This is a genomic window from Serratia sp. JSRIV001 (assembly GCF_019968745.1).
Taxonomy (GTDB): domain Bacteria; phylum Pseudomonadota; class Gammaproteobacteria; order Enterobacterales; family Enterobacteriaceae; genus Chania; species Chania fonticola_B.
The window spans coordinates 1,353,578-1,372,474 of the sequence record NZ_CP074147.1; the positions used below are offsets into that span (position 1 = coordinate 1,353,578).

An 18,897-nucleotide genomic window follows, 5' to 3' on the forward strand; every position below is an offset into this window, starting at 1 on the left:
GATCCGCATGCAAAACGACGAATTCTATATGGCGCGCGCCTTTGAGCTGGCGCGCCTGGGGCGTTTTACCACCACGCCGAACCCGAACGTGGGCTGCGTTATCGTGCGCGATGGCAGCATTGTGGGTGAAGGTTTCCATTTGCGGGCCGGTGAGCCGCATGCGGAAGTGCACGCTTTGCGCATGGCGGGGGAAAAGGCGCGGGGGGCCACGGCCTATGTCACGCTGGAACCTTGTAGCCACCATGGCCGTACGCCACCTTGTGCAGATGCTTTGATTGCCGCGGGAGTCAGCCGCGTGGTTGCCGCCATGCAAGATCCCAACCCGCAGGTTGCCGGGCGTGGGCTATACAAGCTGCAACAGGCGGGTATCGAAGTGCGCCACGGCGTAATGCTGGCAGAGGCGGAAGCGGTCAATCTGGGGTTCCTCAAGCGTATGCGCACCGGGTTTCCCTATGTACAGCTCAAGCTGGGCGCTTCACTGGATGGCCGTACGGCGATGGCCTCGGGTGAAAGCCAATGGATCACCTCACCACAGGCCCGGCGGGATGTACAGGAGCTGCGGGCGGCCAGTTCGGCGATCCTCAGCACCAGCGCGACCGTGTTGGCCGACGATCCCGCGCTGACGGTGCGCTGGGATGAACTGAGCAGTGAAACCCAGCAGATTTACCCGCGTGACAACCTACGTCAGCCGCTGCGGATTATTCTAGACAGCCAGAATCGGGTTACGCCGCAGCACCGGGTCGTGCAGCAACCGGGGATGACCTGGTTGGCACGCCAGCAGCCAGACGATCGGGTTTGGCCTGCGGGCGTGGAGCAATTAACCTTCCCACTGCACGGCGGCGGTATCGATCTGGTGGTGATGATGATGCAATTGGCCAAACGCCAGGTGAACAGCATCTGGGTCGAGGCGGGCGCACAGCTTGCCGGTGCGCTGCTGCAGGCCGGGCTGGTGGATGAGCTCATTGTGTACATCGCGCCCAAATTATTGGGGGATAATGCCCGCGGGCTGTGCCAACTGCCGGGTTTGACGCAGTTGGCCGATGCGCCGGAGTTTGTCTTTAGCGAGGTGCGCCAGATTGGCCCCGATCTGCGCCTGCGCTTAACCGCCAAATAGAGAATATAACCTTTACCTGCCGGTGCAGCCGCGTTTTACAAAAGCGCCGCGCAGGCGGGCAAAGAATATGATAGAATCCGCCCCCCTGCGGGGTATTGAACCCATTTTTAAGGAAAGCCCATGAAAGTTATCGAAGGTGTTGTTGCTACTCCAAATGCCCGTGTGGCGATCGCAATTGCACGTTTTAACAATTTCATCAACGACAGCCTGTTGCAAGGTGCCATTGATGCACTGAAGCGTATCGGCCAGGTTGCTGATGACAACATCACCGTTGTTTGGGTCCCAGGCGCTTACGAGCTGCCATTAACCGCACGCGTGCTGGCTAACACCGGCAAATATGATGCGGTGATTGCTCTGGGTACGGTGATCCGTGGGGGCACCGCGCACTTCGAGTATGTGGCGGGCGAAGCCAGCTCCGGTCTGGGCCAAGTCTCCATGAATACCGAGATCCCGGTTGCCTTTGGCGTGCTGACCACCGAAAGCATCGAACAAGCGATCGAGCGTGCCGGCACCAAAGCGGGCAACAAAGGCGCAGAAGCCGCCCTGACCGCACTTGAAATGATTAATGTAATCAAAGCTATTAAAGCCTGAATTTAGTTTAAGGGGAATTCCGTGAAACCTGCTGCTCGTCGTCGCGCTCGTGAGTGCGCTGTTCAAGCGATTTACTCTTGGCAGTTGTCTAAAAATGACATTGCCGATGTTGAACACCAGTTCCTGACGGAGCAGGATGTCAAAGATGTTGACGTCGCCTATTTTCGTGAGCTGCTGTCCGGTGTGGCAGTCAACGCAGGTATGCTGGATGGCCTGATGGCCCCCTTCCTGTCGCGTCAGCTCGAAGAATTGGGCCAGGTGGAAAGAGCCGTACTGCGCATTGCGCTGTTCGAGCTGAAAATGCGTGAAGACGTCCCTTACAAAGTGGCCATCAACGAAGCGATCGAACTGGCGAAAACCTTCGGCGCAGAAGATAGCCACAAGTTTGTCAATGGCGTGCTGGATAAAGCAGCCCCCAGCATCCGTAGGAAAAAATAAAATGTAAGGCCGGGAAACCGGCCTTACTTCTTTGGAAGACCAATTATGGCATGTGGCGAATTTGATCTCATTGCCCGCTATTTTGACCGGTTCAAAAGTGTGCGCCGCGACGTACAGCTCGGCATTGGCGATGACTGCGCACTGCTTACAGTGCCGGAAAAACAGCTTTTAGCCATCAGTACCGATACCCTGGTTTCGGGTATTCACTTCCTGGCGGATATCGATCCCGCCGATCTCGGCTACAAAGCCCTGGCGGTTAACCTGAGCGACCTGGCGGCAATGGGCGCCGATCCCGCGTGGCTTTCGCTGGCGTTGACGTTGCCGGAAGTGGACGAAGAGTGGCTCAAGGCGTTTAGCGATAGCCTGTTCGAACAGATGAATTATTACGGCATGCAGCTGATTGGCGGTGACACCACCCGTGGCCCGCTGAGCATGACGTTGACGATCCACGGCCATATCCCGGTCGGGCGGGCGCTAACCCGCAGTGGCGCACGCATTGGCGATTGGATTTACGTGACCGGTACGCTGGGCGACAGCGCCGCCGGGCTGGCAATCCTGCAGGATCGTTTGCAAGTGAGCGATCGGGCTGCTCAACAATATCTGTTGGCGCGCCATCTGCGCCCGCATCCGCGTGTGCTGCAAGGCCAGGCGCTGCGTGATTTGGCTAGCTCGGCGATCGATATCTCCGACGGCCTGATTTCCGATCTGAGACACGTGCTGAACGCCTCTGAGTGCGGTGCCCGTATCGAGCTGGATGAGTTGCCGCTGTCGCAGACGCTGACCAGCAATACCGATGAAGATCAGGCGTTGCGCTGGGCGCTGACCGGCGGTGAAGATTATGAACTGTGCTTCACCGTGCCAGAGATCAATCGGGGTGCGCTGGAAGTGGCATTAAGCCATTTAGGTGCGGACTACACCTGTATTGGCCAGATTGGCCCGCAATCTGAAGGGATGAAGTTCTACCGCGATCAGCAAGAGGTTGAACTGCCTTGGAGTGGTTACGATCACTTCGGTGCCGCTCAATAGCCATTAGTATTGCGGTATGAGTCTCTTTGGTCTCATACTGAGACTGTTAGTTAGGGATAGTTCTACCACCCTGGTCAGAGTATCGGCCGAAACGCAAAAACCCGACCTCACCAGTCGGGTTTTTGCATTTTTGAGTACGCCTCAGTTGCTATTCAAAGCCGACCACATGATGTGGCACATAGGCCGTTTCTAACTCTGCAATCTCTTGCGATGTTAGCTCCAGATCAACGGCGGCTAAGGCATCGACCAAGTGTTCGCTGCGTGAGGCACCAATAATCGGCGCGGTAACCACTGGTTTACTCAGCAGCCATGCCAGGGCGATTTGCGCTCGCGAAACGCTGCGCTCTTCAGCAATAGTGGCTACGCGCTCGGCAATCAGGGCATCAACCCCTTCGGTAGCGTCATACAAGGTTTTGCCATATAGGTCGCTGACCAGACGCGCTGTAGTTTCGCCCCAGGGGCGTGTGAGTCTGCCACGAGCCAGCGGGCTCCAGGGAAGTACGGCAATCCCTTCGGCGGCGCATAGCGGGTGCATTTCGCGCTCTTCTTCCCGTTGGATCAGGTTGTACTGATCCTGCATGCTGACAAAACGTGTCCAGCCGTGCAGATCGGCGGTGTACAGCGCCTTGGCAAACTGCCAGGCGTACATCGAAGAGGCCCCGATATAGCGTGCTTTACCCGCTTTTACTACGTCATGCAGGGCTTCCAGCGTTTCTTCGATCGGGGTTTCATAGTCCCAACGGTGGATTTGCAGTAAATCGACGTAGTCGGTACCCAAACGCCGCAGGCTGTCGTCGATCGACTGCATGATCTTGGGGCGTGACAGGCCGCGCTCCAGGTTGCTCATGGCGTTATAGACTTTGGTGGCAATCACCACCTCGTCGCGGCGAGCAAAGTCGCGCATTGCCCGGCCAACGATCTCCTCGCTGCTGCCATCGGAATAGTTGTTGGAGGTATCAAAGAAGTTGATGCCCGCATCCAGCGCCTGCTTGATCAACGGGCGGCTGCTTTCCTCTGGCAGCGTCCAGGCGTGGTTGCCACGTGAGGGTTCTCCATAGGTCATACAACCCAAACAGATGCGGGAAATGTTGAGATCGGTGTTACCTAACTTTAGATATTTCATGCCTCTCTCCTGTGTACCGTTCAAAAAATAACTGTAGCGGAAAATGATGCAGAAATGATGGGCGTGGCGTTGAAGGGTGGGATTGATAAGGGCGCCCAGTGGGACGCCCTTTTGGTTAAATCATGCCAACCAGGTTTCGATCTGGCGCTGAATACCGGCCGCATCCAGGCCCAGATCGCTGCGGATCTCTTCCTGGCCGCCCTGTGGGATAAATTCATCCGGCAGGCCAATATTCAGTACGGGCACGACACGACGTTTGGCCATCAGCAGTTCGTTAACCCCGCTGCCAGCGCCGCCCATAATGGCGTTCTCTTCCAGCGTCACCAACACTTCGTGGCTGGCGGCCATTTCCAGCACCAGCTGTTCGTCCAGTGGTTTGACAAAACGCATGTCTACCAGCGTAGCGTTCATCGCTTCGGCGACCTGAGCGGCTTCCGCCAACAGGGTACCAAAGTTGAGGATGGCAATCTTTTCCCCTTCGCGACGCACGATGCCCTTACCGAGCGGCAATGGGGCCAGAGGTTCCAGCGTTGCACCCGTACCGTTGCCCCGTGGGTAGCGTACCGCACTTGGGCCCGTGTTATGGTGATAACCGGTGTACAGCATCTGGCGGCATTCGTTTTCATCACTTGGCGTCATGATCACCATGTTAGGGATGCAGCGCAGGAACGAAAGATCAAAGGCGCCCTGGTGGGTCTGGCCATCTGCACCGACAATCCCACCGCGGTCGATGGCAAACATCACCGGCAGCTCCTGGATCGCTACGTCGTGGATCACCTGATCGTAGGCGCGCTGCAGGAAGGTAGAGTAAATCGCCACCACCGGCTTGTAACCGCCGATCGCCAATCCGGCGGCGAAAGTCACCGCATGCTGCTCGGCGATCGCCACGTCGAAATATTGCTGCGGATAGTCACGAGAGAACTGCACCATGCCGGAACCTTCGCGCATGGCTGGCGTGATCGCCATCAGTTGGCTGTCTTTGGCCGCCGTTTCACACAGCCATTCACCAAAGATCTTGGAATAGGTTGGCAGGCCGCCAGCGCTTTTTGGCAGGGTGCCGCTGGCCGGATCGAATTTTGGCACCGCGTGGAAGCTGATCGGATCCTTTTCTGCCGGAGCATAGCCACGGCCTTTCTTGGTCATGATATGCAGTAACTGCGGGCCTTTCAGGTCACGCATGTTTTTTAGCGTAGCGGCCAATCCCTGCACGTCATGCCCGTCTACCGGGCCAATGTAGTTAAAGCCCAGCTCTTCAAACAGCGTGCCGGGGACCACCATGCCTTTGAGGTGTTCTTCGGTACGCTTGAGCAGTTCTTTGATCGGCGGTACGCCGGAGAGTACCTTCTTGCCGCCTTCGCGTAGCGTGGAGTAGAGCTTGCCAGACAGCAGCTGCGCCAGATGATTATTCAACGCTCCGACGTTTTCGGAGATCGACATTTCATTATCGTTCAGCACCACCAGCATATCCGGGGTGATGTCGCCAGCGTGGTTCATGGCTTCGAACGCCATGCCTGCGGTGATGGCACCGTCGCCTATCACGCAGACGGTACGGCGGTTTTTGCCCTCACGCGCGGCGGCCACGGCCATACCAAGACCCGCGCTGATCGAGGTTGAAGAGTGGCCAACGGACAACACGTCATATTCGCTTTCGGCGCGCCACGGGAAAGGGTGCAGGCCGTTTTTCTGGCGGATGGTCGAGATGCGGTCACGCCGACCGGTCAGGATCTTGTGTGGGTAAGCCTGATGGCCAACGTCCCAAACCAGGTGATCGAAAGGAGTGTTGTAGACGTAATGCAGTGCCACCGTCAGCTCGACGGTACCCAGCCCAGACGCAAAGTGGCCACTGGAGCGGCTGACGCTGTCCAGCAGGTATTGCCGCAGTTCATCACACAACTTCGGCAGGCTTTCTTTTGGCAATGAGCGGAGCTCTTCAGGATTTTCCGCTAAGGCCAAGGTCGGGTATTTGGCTATATCAAGACTCATTCAGTACTCATATCAGAGGAGTTAATTGTCGCGTTCAATAATGAAGTTGGCCAATGCACGTAACGGTGCGGTGTTATAAGATTGTGTGGCCAACGAGTCTAATGCGGCCAAGGCTTCCTGATAGAGATCCCACGCTTTTAACTTGGCGCTGTCAAGCCCAAGTAGTGCAGGGTAGGTACTCTTGCCAAGCTGTTGGTCGGAGCCTTGGCGCTTACCGATTTTTTCGGTTTCGCCCACGACGTCGAGAATATCGTCCTGCACCTGAAACGCCAGCCCTATGGCGGCCGCGTAACGGTCAAGTTCAGGGAGTGCAGCACGGCCCGGCTCACCGGCGGCCAAAGCCCCCAAGCGAACCGCGGCACGGATCAGCGCGCCGGTTTTATGGCGGTGGATCTGTTCTAGTGCCTGTAGATCGATCTGCTTACCTTCGGCTTCCAGATCCAGCGACTGGCCACCGCACATACCGGCAACGCCGCTGGCTTTGGCCAGTTCGGAAATCATCGCCAGCCGATCGCGCAGGGCTACATCGGGCATGTCTGCGTCGGCCAGGATCGAGAAAGCCAGCGTTTGCAGGGCATCGCCCGCCAGAATCGCGTTAGCTTCCCCGAATTTGATATGGCAGGTTGGCTGGCCGCGGCGCAGATCGTCGTCATCCATCGCTGGCAGATCGTCATGGATCAGCGAATAGGCATGGATGCATTCCACCGCCGCCGCTGGGGCATCCAGATTCTCCAGGCTCAGGCCAAACATTTGCCCGGTGGCGTAAACCAGGAAAGGCCGTAGTCGTTTACCGCCCAGTAAGGCGCCGTGACGCATCGCCTCAACCATTTTGCCATCATTGAACGGCAGCGGAGCGATATAGCCAAGCAGTGCGCGATCGCTGCGCTGATGGAAGGCCTGTAACTGATCGTGGAACTCAGACATCGTAATTACTCAGCGTCCGGGGTAAAAGGGGTCAGTGCGGCATCGTCGTTCTGGTCGTTGAGCAGGATCTGTACTCGCTGCTCCGCCTGTTGCAGCTTCTGTTGGCCCTGGCGAGCCAATTGGACGCCACGCTCAAACTCATTAAGCGCATCTTCCAGAGGCAACTCGCCAGATTCCAGCCGGGTTACGATACTCTCGAGTTCGCTCAGAGAATTCTCAAAGCTGATGCTTTGCTCTTTACTGTCTGATTGTGCAGGTTTTTTCGCCATAGTTTTCTTTTTACATCATCATGTGAACAGTGGGGCCCGAGCCTATCCTAGCGGATCTTGATTAGCAAATCATGGCACGTCTATGTGGTTTTGTGCACGGCGCGCATGCAGATAGTGATATACTTCGCGCCCAGATAAGATTGATAAAAGCTCGGCCAGCCCGCGATTTTATCAATCTTATCGCCATTGTATACCTAATAGCCTTGCAGTGGCAGCTAACCACGGCCGCTGAAACCCATAGGGCAGAGGTATTGCCTAATTTTCATCAGACTATAAAGACCGCCATGAAGTTTATCATTAAATTGTTCCCGGAAATCACCATCAAGAGTCAATCTGTGCGCTTGCGCTTCATTAAGATCCTGACTACCAACATCCGTAACGTCCTGAAGCAGTATGATGAAACTCTGGCGGTTGTCCGTCACTGGGATTTTATCGAGGTGCGTGCCAAAAACGAAGATCAGCGCCCGGTGATTGCCGATGCCCTGACGCGTATTCCCGGCATTCACCATATCCTGGAAGTGGAAGATCGCGCCTATACCGATGTCCACCACATCTTTGAGCAGACGCTGGAAACCTACCGCGAGCAACTGGAAGGCAAGACCTTCTGCGTGCGGGTGAAACGCCGCGGCAAGCATGAGTTCAGCTCGCAGGATGTAGAGCGTTACGTTGGTGGCGGTTTGAACCAGCATATTGAAAGCGCGCGCGTCAAACTTTCTCGCCCTCAGGTGACGGTAAATCTGGAGATCGATGACGACAAGCTGATGTTGGTCAAGGCGCGCCGCGAAGGCATTGGCGGCTACCCGATTGGCACTCAGGAAGATGTGCTGTCACTGATTTCCGGCGGTTTTGACTCTGGTGTTTCCAGTTATATGCTGATGCGCCGTGGCTGCCGTGTACATTATTGCTTCTTTAATCTGGGTGGCGCGGCGCACGAAATTGGCGTCAAGCAGGTTGCCTACTATCTGTGGAACCGCTTCGGCAGCTCACACAAGGTGCGCTTTGTGGCGATCGATTTCGAACCGGTGGTCGGTGAGATCCTGGAAAAGGTCGACGATGGTCAAATGGGCGTGGTGCTCAAACGCATGATGGTACGTGCCGCTTCCCAGGTTGCTGAACGTTATGATGTGCAGGCTTTGGTGACCGGCGAAGCGCTGGGCCAGGTTTCCAGCCAGACCCTGACCAACCTGCGTCTGATCGATAACGCCTCCGATACCCTGATCCTGCGCCCGCTGATCTCGCATGATAAAGAGCACATCATCAACGTGGCGCGTGAAATCGGCACTGAAGACTTTGCCAAGACCATGCCGGAATATTGTGGTGTGATCTCAAAAAGCCCGACGGTCAAGGCAATCAAAACCAGGATTGAAGAGGAAGAAGGGCACTTTGACTTCGAGATCCTCAATCGCGTGGTGCGCGAAGCGCGTAACGTCGATATCCGCACTATCGCAGAAGAAACCAGTCAGCAGGTCGCCGAAGTAGAAACCGTGGCTGAATTCAGCGCTAACGAAGTGATCCTGGATATCCGCTCGTTGGACGAGCAGGAAGAGAAGCCGCTGCAATTGGCGCAGGTGGAAGTCAAACTGCTGCCGTTCTACAAGTTAGGCACGCAGTTTGCCGATCTCGATCAGAGCAAAACCTATCTGCTGTACTGTGAGCGCGGCGTAATGAGCCGTTTGCAAGCGCTGTACCTGCTGGAGCAGGGCTACGCTAACGTTAAAGTCTACCGCCCGTAATCTGCGTTGCAGGGTAGCAATGCCGTTTCTCTGGTGTTGCTATCCTTGACCACTTCCTCTGCTTGATCCTCTTTTTTTCTCTTTCCCCTCGAATAACTTTGACATAGTGGCTTACTTTGGTTTATTTATTGTTACGTTATAACATATCTTTTGTGTGGATTGGGAAAGGAGCAGGTTAATGCAGTTGAAAAAGTTGGTGGCGATACTGCCTTTTTGGTTTGTCAGCCATTCGCAGGCCCATTCGTTATGGGTTAATGCGTTACCCGCTGCGGGCGGGCAGAGCACGATAGAGCTCGGTTATGGAGATGAGTTCCCTACCGCAGAAGCGATCCCTGAAGATCGCCTGCACATTTTCGCACCGGCACAGCTGATCGGTAAGAATGGGGATCTGATGCTGAAGCCTGGTAAAGAGAATTACCAGTTCGTGACGGATAAACCGTTAGCCAAGGGTAGCTATGCCGCTATCGCTATCTATAACCCCACCTATTGGTCGAAAAATAAATCGGGATGGCAACAGCAGAGCAGGACGGAAATGCCAGACGCGCTTTACTGCGAGCGGGCCTCCATGTTTGGCAAAACCATTGTGAACATCGATGGGGCGACAGAGACCGCAGTCATCAGCCAGCCGCAGGGGTTGCAGCTGGAAATTATCCCGTTAGCCAACCCGGCCACCATCAAGCCAGGGCAGCCGTTGCCAATACAGGTATTGTATGACGGGAAACCGCTAAAGAATGCCGATGTGACGGCGACGTTTGCCGGTTTTGGCGACCAACACGAGCACCACGGGCATACGCATAGTCATGCCAAAGCCTTTTTGAATCAGACCGACGGCAAGGGCAAAGTCAACGTTTACCCGCTGAAGGCAGGATATTGGGTAGTCGAAACCGAACATAAACTGCCTTATGCGGATAAGGCGAAATGTGATGAATCCGTGTTGCTTTCAACGCTGACCTTTACCATCAGCGAATAAGCCATTGGCTTGGCAGGCCAGCCGGCCTGCCAATATTGCTTCAATCGCGGAAGTCGTACATGCCGGGGATCAGTACCAGCTGTGCCGCTATCTCAGCCGCTTTGGCCTTACCCAACAGCAAATCGATCAGTTTCAGGGCAAACTCCATCGAGGTGCCTGGCCCTTGACTGGTGAGCAGGTTGACGCGTGGGTCGAACACGACGCGTCTTTCCATCCACTGCTCTTCCGGGATTTGCTCTTTCAGGCCAGGGAAGCCGGTCATATTGCCGATCGGGAACAGTTGGTGATGCTGCAATACCAAGGCCGGTGCCGCACAGATGGCGGCGACAATATTGCCTTGCAGATGCATCTGGCGAACTTTTTCCACCAGCAACGGGCTATCGCGAAAACACTCTGCTCCCTTGATACCACCTGGTAAGACGATGGCGTCAAAGTGGTCATCAACAATTGCCACCAAGGGGGCGTCTGCCAGCAGCTTGACGCCGCGTGAGCAGACGATGGTCAGGCCACCATCACTGGCAACGCTGGCGGTCGTTACTTTGACACCGGCGCGAACCAGCAGGTCGATGGTGGTTACGGCCTCGGTTTCTTCACTACCAGGTGCCAGGCAGACCAATACCGATGCGCTCATAGCTATTTTCCTTGCGTTTAATGATTTCAAACAGCCGGGTATTTTCTGGCAGCGGAATGCCGTGGCTGCGTCCGCGACGCAGCAAATAACCGGTAATGTAGTCGATCTCGGTGTGCCTTTGAGAACGGATATCCTGGAGCATTGAGGAGATGTTGTCCGCCGTTGACTGGATCACCTGCATCACATAGAACACCAGGCTTTCGCACGAGGTGTGGTGACCTTCCATCTCCATCACGCTAGCCACTTCACGGCAGATAAGCTCTATCTGCTCAGGATAGCGTTGCAGATCGCCATTACGGCAGTCATACAGCACGGTTAGCGGGTTAATGACGCAGTTGACCGCCAGCTTGCGCCAACTGGCAGAAGCAATATTGTTATGCCAGGCAACGTCGGGCAGAGCCTGGTGCAGGATCTCTGCCAGATGGCTGAGATGGGTGGCTTGCTGGGTCGTTGGGCCGATGTGGGTGGTGCCGTTGGCGACGTGCACAATGGTGTTACCATCGTGGCGTGCGGCATGGGTGGTAATTCCCTGAAGCACCGGCTGGCTGTGCGGTGGCAATTCCTCTTGAGTTCCTATGCCGTTATGCAGCAGCAAAATGGCACAGCGAGGGTTTAATTTGGGCAGTAATGCCGTCACCGCGCTGGAAACCTGCCAGGCTTTCAGCGTGACCAGCAGCAACTCACTTTGCCGCAGGTGTTCAGGATCGTTGGTGGGTAAATTACGGTTAAACGAGGTGCCGTCGGGTTCAATGACGTTGACCGCACAAAATGGCTGGGGCACCCGTAACCATCCCTGTACATCGTGGCCCTGCTGATAGAGTTTGGCTAGCCACAGTTGTCCGAGCGCGCCGCAACCAAGAATGGTTATTTTCATTTCATCTCCCTGGTTTTCGGAAAGACCACTGATGCATCCTTTTGATTATAGGCTTTTCTGTTGTTGAACGTCTTGTTCAGGCGTATATCTGAATTTTGCCTGAAACCGCAAAGCGGGTATCATGCACGGCAACGAAATCATACAGCACCCATTCAGGAGGAAGAGAAGTATGCCATCTTTCGACATCGTTTCCGAAATTGATATGCAGGAAGTTCGCAACGCCGTTGATAACGCTACCCGCGATCTCAGCACCCGTTGGGATTTCCGTAACGTACCGGCCAGCTTTGAGCTGAACGAGAAAGACCAAAGCATTAAGGTCGCCAGCGAGTCTGACTTCCAGGTGCAGCAATTGCTCGATATCCTGCGCGAAAAACTGATGAAACGCAGCATTGAAGGCGGTGCGCTGGAAATCCCGGAAGAACTGACCCACAGTGGCAAAACCTACAGCGTGGATGCCAAGCTCAAGCAGGGGATCGAAAGCTCAATGGCGAAGAAGATCGTCAAGCTGATCAAAGACAGCAAGCTGAAGGTACAGGCGCAGATCCAGGGTGATGAAATCCGCGTTACCGGTAAGGCACGCGACGATCTGCAAAGCGTGATGGCGCTGATCCGTGGTGCCGATCTGGGACAGCCGTTCCAGTTTAAAAACTTCCGCGATTAAGTTGTGCAGGGCCGGTAAACCGGCCCTATTGTTTTAAAGCGCTGCGATCAGGGCTTCCAACTGACCGCGATTGGTCTGTTTGGTATCTACCTTCACGTAAGCGCTGCGTTCCTCGGGAACTACGACCGCTTCCGCTACCCCCGGCTGAGCCAGCAAACGGCTTTGCAACGCCGAATCTTTTACCGCCAGTTCAGACAACGTGATACGCAGGCTGCTGACGTAAGGCGGCTCTTTCATGGTGCTGCTGACCACAAACCAGACGGCGGCTAGTACCGCACCGGCGATAAAGACCAACCCTGCTCCCTGAAAACCATATAACCAGCCGCCCACGCTGCCGCCGATGGCCACGCCAATAAACTGGCTGGTAGAGTAAACCCCCATCGCCGTGCCTTTATAACCCGCCGGGGACTCTTTGCTGATCAGCGAAGGCAGGATGGCTTCCATGACGTTAAACGCCATAAAGAACAGCTGCACTCCGGCAATGATGCCCCATAGATGCTGGCCAGAAAACCACAGCACCACCTCGGCGCAAAACAGTACCGCCACGCAGCCCATAAAGACCTGCTTCATACGGCGGTATTTTTCCGCATAGATGATAAACGGCACTACGGCAATGAAGGAAACCAGCATGGTGACCAGATAGACTTTCCAGTGGTCCGCAGCGGCCAGCCCAGCTTTTTCCATCGCCAACGGTAAGGCAACGAAGCTGGACATCAGCAAGATATGCAGGCACAGGATGCCAAAGTTGAGTTTCAACAGCCGCGAATTGTTCAGCACCTTGCTAAAACTGCCCCGCACGATGCTCGATTCCCGGTTCAGCACGTGTTCGTCGGCAGAAGGGACGACCAGTAAGGTAATCGCGATACCAGCCAGTGACAGCACGGCAATCATCCAGAACAGCGCATGCAAACCGAAAGCATGGGTCACTATCGGGCCCACCACCATGGCGATAGCAAAGGTGATACCGAAGCTGATGCCGATAAACGCCATCGCCTTGGTACGGTTCTGTTCGCGGGTTAAATCCGACAGCAGCGCCATTACCGCAGCGGCTATCGCCCCGGAACCCTGCAATGCACGGCCAAGAATGATGCCCCAGATAGAGTCGCTTAAGGCTGCGATCACGCTGCCAAGGGCGAAGATCAGCAGCCCGCCGACGATCAGTGGCTTACGGCCAACGCGGTCCGAAATCAGGCCGAAGGGGATCTGGAATACCGCCTGCGCCAGGCCATAAATACCGATAGCCAGGCCGATCAGGGCCTCGCTGGCACCGTGCAGCGCCATCCCATAGGTGGTCAGTACCGGTAACACCATAAACATGCCAAGCATGCGCAGTGAGAATACGGTTCCCAAGCCCCAGGTCGCACGGCGTTCTTGGGGCGTCATTATATTGTCGTTCATCTTGACCTCAGTAAAGCCTATTCCAACGGGCTAAGTAGGGGGGACTTAGCCTGTTGGAATAGCCTCGGCAAAGTTGCGTCATTCTAGTGCGAAGGGCAGGGGGGGTAAATCGAATGTTGTTTAACAGATATTACAGTTGGCGTGCTTTTCTCTGAAACAAATAAAATGGGCCGCTGAGCGGCCCATTCGCAGACATCCGCTGTTTACCAAGCGTAGGGCAGACATCCGCTGTTTACCAAGCGTAGGTTAACAGGGTTTCTGGTGTAGCACTGGCACTGAAATCGATCGACATCATTACGCTAAGTGAAGTAATGGCCACGATTGAGAACACAAACAGTTTGCGCGCCCAGACGCTGTCATTTTCCGCTTTGTAGCCGCGTAACGCCATGCCCAGCCACCACACGCTCACCGCCGCTGCGACGATCAGGTATTTGTAGCCAGCATAACCGCCCAGGGTCAGCATCAGCGTGGCGATCATAAACGCCAGGATGTAGAGCGTAATATGGTTTTTGGCAACGGAGATGCCTTTCACCACCGGCAGCACCGGGATATTGGCTGCCTGGTAATCTTTAAAGCGGAAGATGGCAATCGCATAAGAATGCGGCATCTGCCACAGGCTAAAGATAGCCAGCAGGATCAACGCACCAGCGTCAAACTCGTTAGTGACCGCGCAGTAGCCAATAACCGGTGGCGCAGCTCCAGACAGGCTGCCGATCAGCGTGCCATATACCGAGTGGCGTTTCATGTACAGGCTGTAAACGCCGACATAAACCACAAAGCCCATCACCGCCAGCCACATGGCCAGCGGGTTGGCTGCGATATACAGCAGTGCAAAACCAGCAATACCCAGCAAGGTAGCGTAAACCAGGCTCACACTCGGCGCGATCAGGCCTTTTACCAGCACCCGGTTCTTCGTTCTCTCCATTTTCTTGTCGATGTCGCGGTCAATGTAGTTGTTAAATACACAGCCCGAGGCAACCACCAACGAGACCCCTAACAGGGTGGCGAGAAACAGGGGATAGTCGATGCTCCCTTTGGAAGCGAGCAGGAATCCCCCGACGACAGAAATTAAATTACCGAAAATAATTCCTGGTTTAGTTACTTGCAGGTATTGCTTAATCATCACGTCCAGCTCTGCTCTTAATCGACCATCATGTTGATGTTGAGGTTGTACATAATCCAGAGTGAACCCACAACAACGATACCGATGATCATAACGGTGAACAGCAATGCCACCAGGTTCCAGCGCTCTTCCGATGAGGTGTTCATATGCAGGAAGTAAACCAGGTGAACGATCACCTGGATAACCGCCATGCCGACCACAACCGCCAGGATGGTGGAGTGAGAGGCGCTGCCGCTCATCACCATCGCAAATGGAATTACCGTCAGGATGACCGACAGGATAAAGCCGGTCAGATATGACTTCACGCTACCGTGGCTTGCGCCGCCGTGAGAGGTATCATGGGATGAATGGCTCATTTACATTACCCCCAGCAGGTAGACAACGGTAAATACGCAGATCCAGACCACGTCCAGGAAGTGCCAGAACAGGCTCAGACACATCAGACGGGTTTTATTGGTTGGGTTCAGGCCACGCTTGCTCACCTGAATCATCATGATGATGATCCAGATCAGGCCGGTGGTTACGTGCAGACCGTGAGTACCTACCAGCGCAAAGAAGCTGGAGAGGAACGCACTGCGGTCTGGGCCGTAACCTTCGGCGATCAGGTGATGGAATTCATAGATCTCCATCGCCACGAAGCCGAGGCCAAACAGGAAGGTCAGGAACAGCCAGGTGTTAACGCTGCTGACCTTGCCCTTGTTCATGCCGATCATCGCCATACCGTAGGTGATGGAGCTGAACAGCAGGAGGAAAGTTTCAACCAGTACAAAATTCAGGTCGAAGATATCTTTCCCAGTGGGACCGCCAGCGGTCCCGTTCACCAGTACTGCATAGGTTGCGAACAAGCTCGCAAACAAAATACAGTCGCTCATCAGGTAAACCCAGAATCCGAAGACCTTGGTTTCTCCTGCGTCGTGGTGCCCATGCTCGGCATGGGCTGCGCTATGGTTGGTCAGAGTATCAGTTGACATGTTTCACGCCTGCTTTGCTGATTTGTTCATAGTGTTGGTTTTCAATGCGCTCGATCTCATCAACCGGCACATAGTAATCAACATCTTCATCGAAGCTCTTGACGATCCAGGTCACGATCATGCCGACGAAGCCAGCAATCGCCATCCACCAGATATCCCAGATCATCGCGAAACCAAATACCAGGCTGAAGCCAGCAATAATCACACCGGCGCCGGTATTCTTCGGCATATGAATCGGCTCGTACTTCGCGGGTTTCTTATAGGCTTCGCCTTTTTCTTTCATGTCCCAGAACGCATCACGATCGTGAATTTCTGGCACTACGGCGAAGTTATAGAACGGAGGTGGTGAAGAGGTTGACCACTCCAGCGTACGTGCACCCCACGGGTCACCGGTCAGATCGCGGTTTTGCTCGCGGTCGCGGATACTGACGTAAACCTGGATCACTTGGCACAGAATACCGCAGGCAATCAGCGCTGCACCGCCAGCCGCAACCAGCAGCAGAGGGTGGAACTCAGGATTGATATTCTGGCTGATACGGCGAGTCATCCCCATGAAGCCCAGTGCGTACAGCGGCATAAAGGCGACGAAGAAACCGATGATCCAGAACCAGAATGCGCGGATACCCCAGGTCTCATTCAGACGGAAGCCGAAGGATTTGGGGAACCAGTAGGTCAGGCCAGCGAAGCAACCGAACACCACACCACCGATAATGACGTTATGGAAGTGGGCAATCAGGAACAGGCTGTTGTGCAGCACGAAGTTGGCACCCGGTACCGCCAGCAGCACGCCGGTCATCCCACCGATGGAGAAGGTGATGATGAAGCCCACGGTCCACAGCATCGCGGAGTTAAGCTGAATACGGCCCTGGTACATGGTGAACAGCCAGTTGAAGATTTTCACCCCGGTCGGGATGGAAATGATCATCGTGGCAATCCCGAAGAAGGCGTTAACGTTGGCGCCTGACCCCATGGTAAAGAAGTGGTGCAGCCAAACGATAAACGACAGGACGGTGATCGCGATGGTTGCCCATACCAGTGAGGTATAGCCGAACAGGCGTTTCTTCGAGAAGGTGGCGGTAACTTCAGAGAACACACCGAACACTGGCAGAACCAGGATATACACCTCTGGGTGACCCCAGGCCCAAATCAGGTTGATGTACATCATCATGTTGCCGCCCATATCATTGGTAAAGAAATGGGTGCCCAGATAGCGATCCAGGGTCAGCAACGCGACGGTGACAGTCAGAATTGGGAAGGAGACAATGATCAGCACGTTGGTACACAGTGCTGCCCAGGTGAATACAGGCATCTTCATCATCGGCATGCCAGGGGCACGCATCTTCAGGATGGTGGCGAAGAAGTTCACACCGGTCAACAGGGTACCCAGACCGGAAATCTGCAGACTCCAGATCCAGTAATCGACCCCGACGCCAGGGCTGTATTCCTTACCCGACAACGGTGGATAGGCCAACCAGCCGGTCTGCGCGAATTCACCGACACCCAGCGAGATGTTGATTAAGACTACGCCGACCACGAAGAACCAGAAGCTCAGGGAGTTCAGGAACGGGAAGGCAACGTCGCGCGCACCGATTTGCAACGGCACTACCACGTTCATCAGACCTACCACAAAAGGCATCGCCATGAAGAAGATCATGATGACGCCGTGCGCGGTAAAGATCTGGTCGTAGTGGTGCGGCGGCAGGAATCCGGCCTCACCGGCAGACGCGAGCGCCTGCTGGCTACGCATCATGATGGCATCAGCAAAACCACGCAGCAGCATAACCATAGCCACGATGATGTACATGATACCGATTTTTTTATGGTCGACCGAAGTCAGCCATTCGCTCCACAGCCACTTCCATTTGCCGAAATACGTGATCAGCGCCAGCAGGGCCAGCCCGCCAACGATGATTGCAGCAACGGTGACCATGATGATCGGTTCATGCAACGGAACCGCATCAAGTGTTAATTTTCCCAACATCAGATTATTCCTCGGCTCCGGCGTGAGCATGTTCACTCATGTCCATACCCTGGCTCATGTCCATGCCCTGATGCGCGGAAGCTTCTGCGCCTTTGTGCATGTGCATATCACCCATGAATTTGCCAATTGTCTCTTTGAACAAATTCGGTTTGACACTGGAGAAGTACTCAACCGGGTTGTTTTCACTCGGCTCTGCCAGTTTGTTAAAATCGCTGGTGGCGTTAAGGGTATTAGACGATTCTTTCACCTTGGCTACCCACTGATCGAAGTCGCCTTCGGTCGGGGTGACAATGGCGGTGAATTTCATGCCGGAGAACCCACGGCCACTGAAGCTGCTGGAAATACCATCGTATTTGCCTGCTTCGTTGCCGATCAGGTGCAGTTTGGTCTGCATCCCGGCCATCGCATAAATCTGCCCACCTAACTGAGGAATAAAGAACGAGTTCATTACCGAGTTAGAGGTGACTTTGAATTCGACGGGAACATCTTTCGGGAAAGCCAGCTCATTAACGGTCGCGATCCCCTGCTCTGGGTAGATGAACAGCCATTTCCAGTCTAACGATACCACTTCGATGGTCATTGGCTTTTTGTCGGCGACAATCGGCCTGAATGGATCCAGCGCGTGGGTTGTTTTCCAGGTTATGGTGCCAAGGATGGCGATGATAATGATTGGAATGGTCCAGACGACCGCTTCAATCTTGTTGGAGTGTGACCAATTCGGACTGTACTTGGCGCTCTTGTTGGAAGCACGATACTTCCAAGCAAAGGCAAATGCCATGAAGATCACTGGCACCACAACGATCAGCATCAAGCCGATTGCCGTGAGGATCAGTCTTCGTTGCTCAACACCTATTGCTCCTTTGGGATCCATCAACACCATATCGCAACCGCTTAGCAGAACGGTGGCGACAATTAAGGATAACATCCCAATACTTTTATTGTATTTCTTAAGTCTCATCTAACGACCCCAATTACCAAGGCTCTATATTGTCGTTTCATGTGTGCGGGCATTTTACGGGAAGGTTGCAGTACTGTAAACATACTTAAGAGAGTGTCAGCGGCTTGTTGACACTTTCTGTTAAGGGGG

The 18,897-nt window shown here is 54.7% G+C and carries 19 protein-coding genes; 7 read left to right on the forward strand and 12 right to left on the reverse strand.

Annotated features, from left to right (window positions below; genetic code table 11):
* Positions 1 to 7: 7 nt before the first annotated feature.
* The 4 genes from ribD (at position 8) to thiL (ending at position 3,169) form a co-directional block, all read left to right on the forward strand.
* Positions 8 to 1,114: a bifunctional diaminohydroxyphosphoribosylaminopyrimidine deaminase/5-amino-6-(5-phosphoribosylamino)uracil reductase RibD gene (gene ribD / locus KGP17_RS06085; protein WP_094981204.1), complete on the forward strand. Its 1,107-nt coding sequence runs from the start codon at positions 8 to 10 to the stop codon at positions 1,112 to 1,114.
* Positions 1,115 to 1,234: 120 nt separating this feature from the next.
* On the forward strand, positions 1,235 to 1,705 hold the full coding sequence (ribE, locus tag KGP17_RS06090) for a 6,7-dimethyl-8-ribityllumazine synthase (RefSeq protein WP_021805495.1): 471 nt from the start codon (positions 1,235 to 1,237) through the stop codon (positions 1,703 to 1,705).
* Between the two features lie 21 nt (positions 1,706 to 1,726).
* On the forward strand, positions 1,727 to 2,143 hold the full coding sequence (nusB, locus tag KGP17_RS06095; protein ID WP_021180188.1) for a transcription antitermination factor NusB: 417 nt from the start codon (positions 1,727 to 1,729) through the stop codon (positions 2,141 to 2,143).
* Positions 2,144 to 2,188: 45 nt separating this feature from the next.
* Positions 2,189 to 3,169, forward strand: a complete 981-nt coding sequence (thiL, locus tag KGP17_RS06100; protein WP_223499039.1) for a thiamine-phosphate kinase — start codon at positions 2,189 to 2,191, stop codon at positions 3,167 to 3,169.
* 148 nt (positions 3,170 to 3,317) lie between these two features.
* Here thiL and KGP17_RS06105 read toward each other — a convergent pair whose 3' ends face one another.
* The 4 genes from KGP17_RS06105 to xseB all read right to left on the reverse strand — a co-directional run bounded on the left by KGP17_RS06105 (position 3,318) and on the right by xseB (position 7,468).
* A complete protein-coding gene (locus KGP17_RS06105; protein ID WP_094981202.1) occupies positions 3,318 to 4,292 on the reverse strand; it encodes an aldo/keto reductase in 975 nt (324 codons plus the stop codon).
* Between the two features lie 120 nt (positions 4,293 to 4,412).
* Positions 4,413 to 6,275, reverse strand: coding sequence for a 1-deoxy-D-xylulose-5-phosphate synthase (gene dxs, locus KGP17_RS06110; protein ID WP_209528349.1), 1,863 nt, complete (start codon positions 6,273 to 6,275; stop codon positions 4,413 to 4,415).
* A 21-nt stretch (positions 6,276 to 6,296) separates the two neighbouring features.
* Positions 6,297 to 7,199 (reverse strand): (2E,6E)-farnesyl diphosphate synthase, encoded by a 903-nt coding sequence (gene ispA / locus KGP17_RS06115; protein WP_059200010.1) that lies wholly within the window; start codon positions 7,197 to 7,199, stop codon positions 6,297 to 6,299.
* A gap of 5 nt (positions 7,200 to 7,204) precedes the next feature.
* A complete protein-coding gene (gene xseB / locus KGP17_RS06120; protein ID WP_024483932.1) occupies positions 7,205 to 7,468 on the reverse strand; it encodes an exodeoxyribonuclease VII small subunit in 264 nt (87 codons plus the stop codon).
* A gap of 284 nt (positions 7,469 to 7,752) precedes the next feature.
* Between xseB and thiI the strand changes: the two genes are divergently transcribed.
* Complete coding sequence (thiI, locus tag KGP17_RS06125; RefSeq protein WP_223499040.1) at positions 7,753 to 9,201, forward strand: tRNA uracil 4-sulfurtransferase ThiI; 1,449 nt, start codon at positions 7,753 to 7,755, stop codon at positions 9,199 to 9,201.
* Between the two features lie 178 nt (positions 9,202 to 9,379).
* Complete coding sequence (locus KGP17_RS06130; protein ID WP_094981201.1) at positions 9,380 to 10,171, forward strand: DUF4198 domain-containing protein; 792 nt, start codon at positions 9,380 to 9,382, stop codon at positions 10,169 to 10,171.
* 40 nt (positions 10,172 to 10,211) lie between these two features.
* Here the strand turns inward: KGP17_RS06130 and yajL are convergent, their stop codons facing one another.
* Complete coding sequence (gene yajL / locus KGP17_RS06135; RefSeq protein WP_021180181.1) at positions 10,212 to 10,802, reverse strand: protein deglycase YajL; 591 nt, start codon at positions 10,800 to 10,802, stop codon at positions 10,212 to 10,214.
* A complete protein-coding gene (gene panE / locus KGP17_RS06140; protein WP_021805488.1) occupies positions 10,765 to 11,676 on the reverse strand; it encodes a 2-dehydropantoate 2-reductase in 912 nt (303 codons plus the stop codon). Before panE ends, yajL begins: the two co-directional genes overlap by 38 nt.
* Before the next feature lie 169 nt (positions 11,677 to 11,845).
* Here panE and KGP17_RS06145 point away from each other — a divergent pair, with 169 nt between their 5' ends.
* Entirely contained in the window at positions 11,846 to 12,337 is a 492-nt protein-coding gene (locus KGP17_RS06145; protein ID WP_021180179.1) for a YajQ family cyclic di-GMP-binding protein, read from the forward strand.
* 33 nt (positions 12,338 to 12,370) lie between these two features.
* Here the strand turns inward: KGP17_RS06145 and KGP17_RS06150 are convergent, their stop codons facing one another.
* From KGP17_RS06150 to cyoA, 6 genes are all read right to left on the reverse strand, one after another.
* Positions 12,371 to 13,735, reverse strand: a complete 1,365-nt coding sequence (locus tag KGP17_RS06150; protein WP_024483938.1) for an MFS transporter — start codon at positions 13,733 to 13,735, stop codon at positions 12,371 to 12,373.
* 232 nt (positions 13,736 to 13,967) lie between these two features.
* Positions 13,968 to 14,858 (reverse strand): heme o synthase, encoded by an 891-nt coding sequence (cyoE, locus tag KGP17_RS06155; RefSeq protein WP_021180177.1) that lies wholly within the window; start codon positions 14,856 to 14,858, stop codon positions 13,968 to 13,970.
* Between the two features lie 17 nt (positions 14,859 to 14,875).
* Positions 14,876 to 15,214: a cytochrome o ubiquinol oxidase subunit IV gene (locus KGP17_RS06160; protein WP_021180176.1), complete on the reverse strand. Its 339-nt coding sequence runs from the start codon at positions 15,212 to 15,214 to the stop codon at positions 14,876 to 14,878.
* On the reverse strand, positions 15,215 to 15,829 hold the full coding sequence (locus KGP17_RS06165) for a cytochrome o ubiquinol oxidase subunit III (protein WP_071683015.1): 615 nt from the start codon (positions 15,827 to 15,829) through the stop codon (positions 15,215 to 15,217).
* On the reverse strand, positions 15,819 to 17,810 hold the full coding sequence (gene cyoB, locus KGP17_RS06170; RefSeq protein WP_021180174.1) for a cytochrome o ubiquinol oxidase subunit I: 1,992 nt from the start codon (positions 17,808 to 17,810) through the stop codon (positions 15,819 to 15,821). The genes KGP17_RS06165 and cyoB overlap by 11 nt, the downstream gene beginning before the upstream one ends.
* Before the next feature lie 4 nt (positions 17,811 to 17,814).
* Entirely contained in the window at positions 17,815 to 18,768 is a 954-nt protein-coding gene (gene cyoA / locus KGP17_RS06175) for a cytochrome o ubiquinol oxidase subunit II (RefSeq protein WP_037375261.1), read from the reverse strand.
* Positions 18,769 to 18,897 lie beyond the last annotated feature (129 nt).

Excerpts from the sequence above, each read along its gene's own strand:
- cyoA (WP_037375261.1), bottom strand. The coding sequence starts at position 18,768 with ATGAGACTTAAGAAATACAATAAAAGTATTGGGATGTTATCCTTAATT.
- thiI (WP_223499040.1), top strand. The coding sequence starts at position 7,753 with ATGAAGTTTATCATTAAATTGTTCCCGGAAATCACCATCAAGAGTCAA.
- KGP17_RS06145 (WP_021180179.1), top strand. The coding sequence starts at position 11,846 with ATGCCATCTTTCGACATCGTTTCCGAAATTGATATGCAGGAAGTTCGC.
- cyoB (WP_021180174.1), bottom strand. The coding sequence starts at position 17,810 with ATGTTGGGAAAATTAACACTTGATGCGGTTCCGTTGCATGAACCGATC.
- yajL (WP_021180181.1), bottom strand. The coding sequence starts at position 10,802 with ATGAGCGCATCGGTATTGGTCTGCCTGGCACCTGGTAGTGAAGAAACC.
- dxs (WP_209528349.1), bottom strand. The coding sequence starts at position 6,275 with ATGAGTCTTGATATAGCCAAATACCCGACCTTGGCCTTAGCGGAAAAT.
- KGP17_RS06130 (WP_094981201.1), top strand. The coding sequence starts at position 9,380 with ATGCAGTTGAAAAAGTTGGTGGCGATACTGCCTTTTTGGTTTGTCAGC.
- KGP17_RS06105 (WP_094981202.1), bottom strand. The coding sequence starts at position 4,292 with ATGAAATATCTAAAGTTAGGTAACACCGATCTCAACATTTCCCGCATC.
- panE (WP_021805488.1), bottom strand. The coding sequence starts at position 11,676 with ATGAAAATAACCATTCTTGGTTGCGGCGCGCTCGGACAACTGTGGCTA.
- cyoE (WP_021180177.1), bottom strand. The coding sequence starts at position 14,858 with ATGATTAAGCAATACCTGCAAGTAACTAAACCAGGAATTATTTTCGGT.
- KGP17_RS06165 (WP_071683015.1), bottom strand. The coding sequence starts at position 15,829 with ATGTCAACTGATACTCTGACCAACCATAGCGCAGCCCATGCCGAGCAT.
- ribD (WP_094981204.1), top strand. The coding sequence starts at position 8 with ATGCAAAACGACGAATTCTATATGGCGCGCGCCTTTGAGCTGGCGCGC.
- KGP17_RS06160 (WP_021180176.1), bottom strand. The coding sequence starts at position 15,214 with ATGAGCCATTCATCCCATGATACCTCTCACGGCGGCGCAAGCCACGGT.
- xseB (WP_024483932.1), bottom strand. The coding sequence starts at position 7,468 with ATGGCGAAAAAACCTGCACAATCAGACAGTAAAGAGCAAAGCATCAGC.
- KGP17_RS06150 (WP_024483938.1), bottom strand. The coding sequence starts at position 13,735 with ATGAACGACAATATAATGACGCCCCAAGAACGCCGTGCGACCTGGGGC.
- ispA (WP_059200010.1), bottom strand. The coding sequence starts at position 7,199 with ATGTCTGAGTTCCACGATCAGTTACAGGCCTTCCATCAGCGCAGCGAT.
- thiL (WP_223499039.1), top strand. The coding sequence starts at position 2,189 with ATGGCATGTGGCGAATTTGATCTCATTGCCCGCTATTTTGACCGGTTC.
- ribE (WP_021805495.1), top strand. The coding sequence starts at position 1,235 with ATGAAAGTTATCGAAGGTGTTGTTGCTACTCCAAATGCCCGTGTGGCG.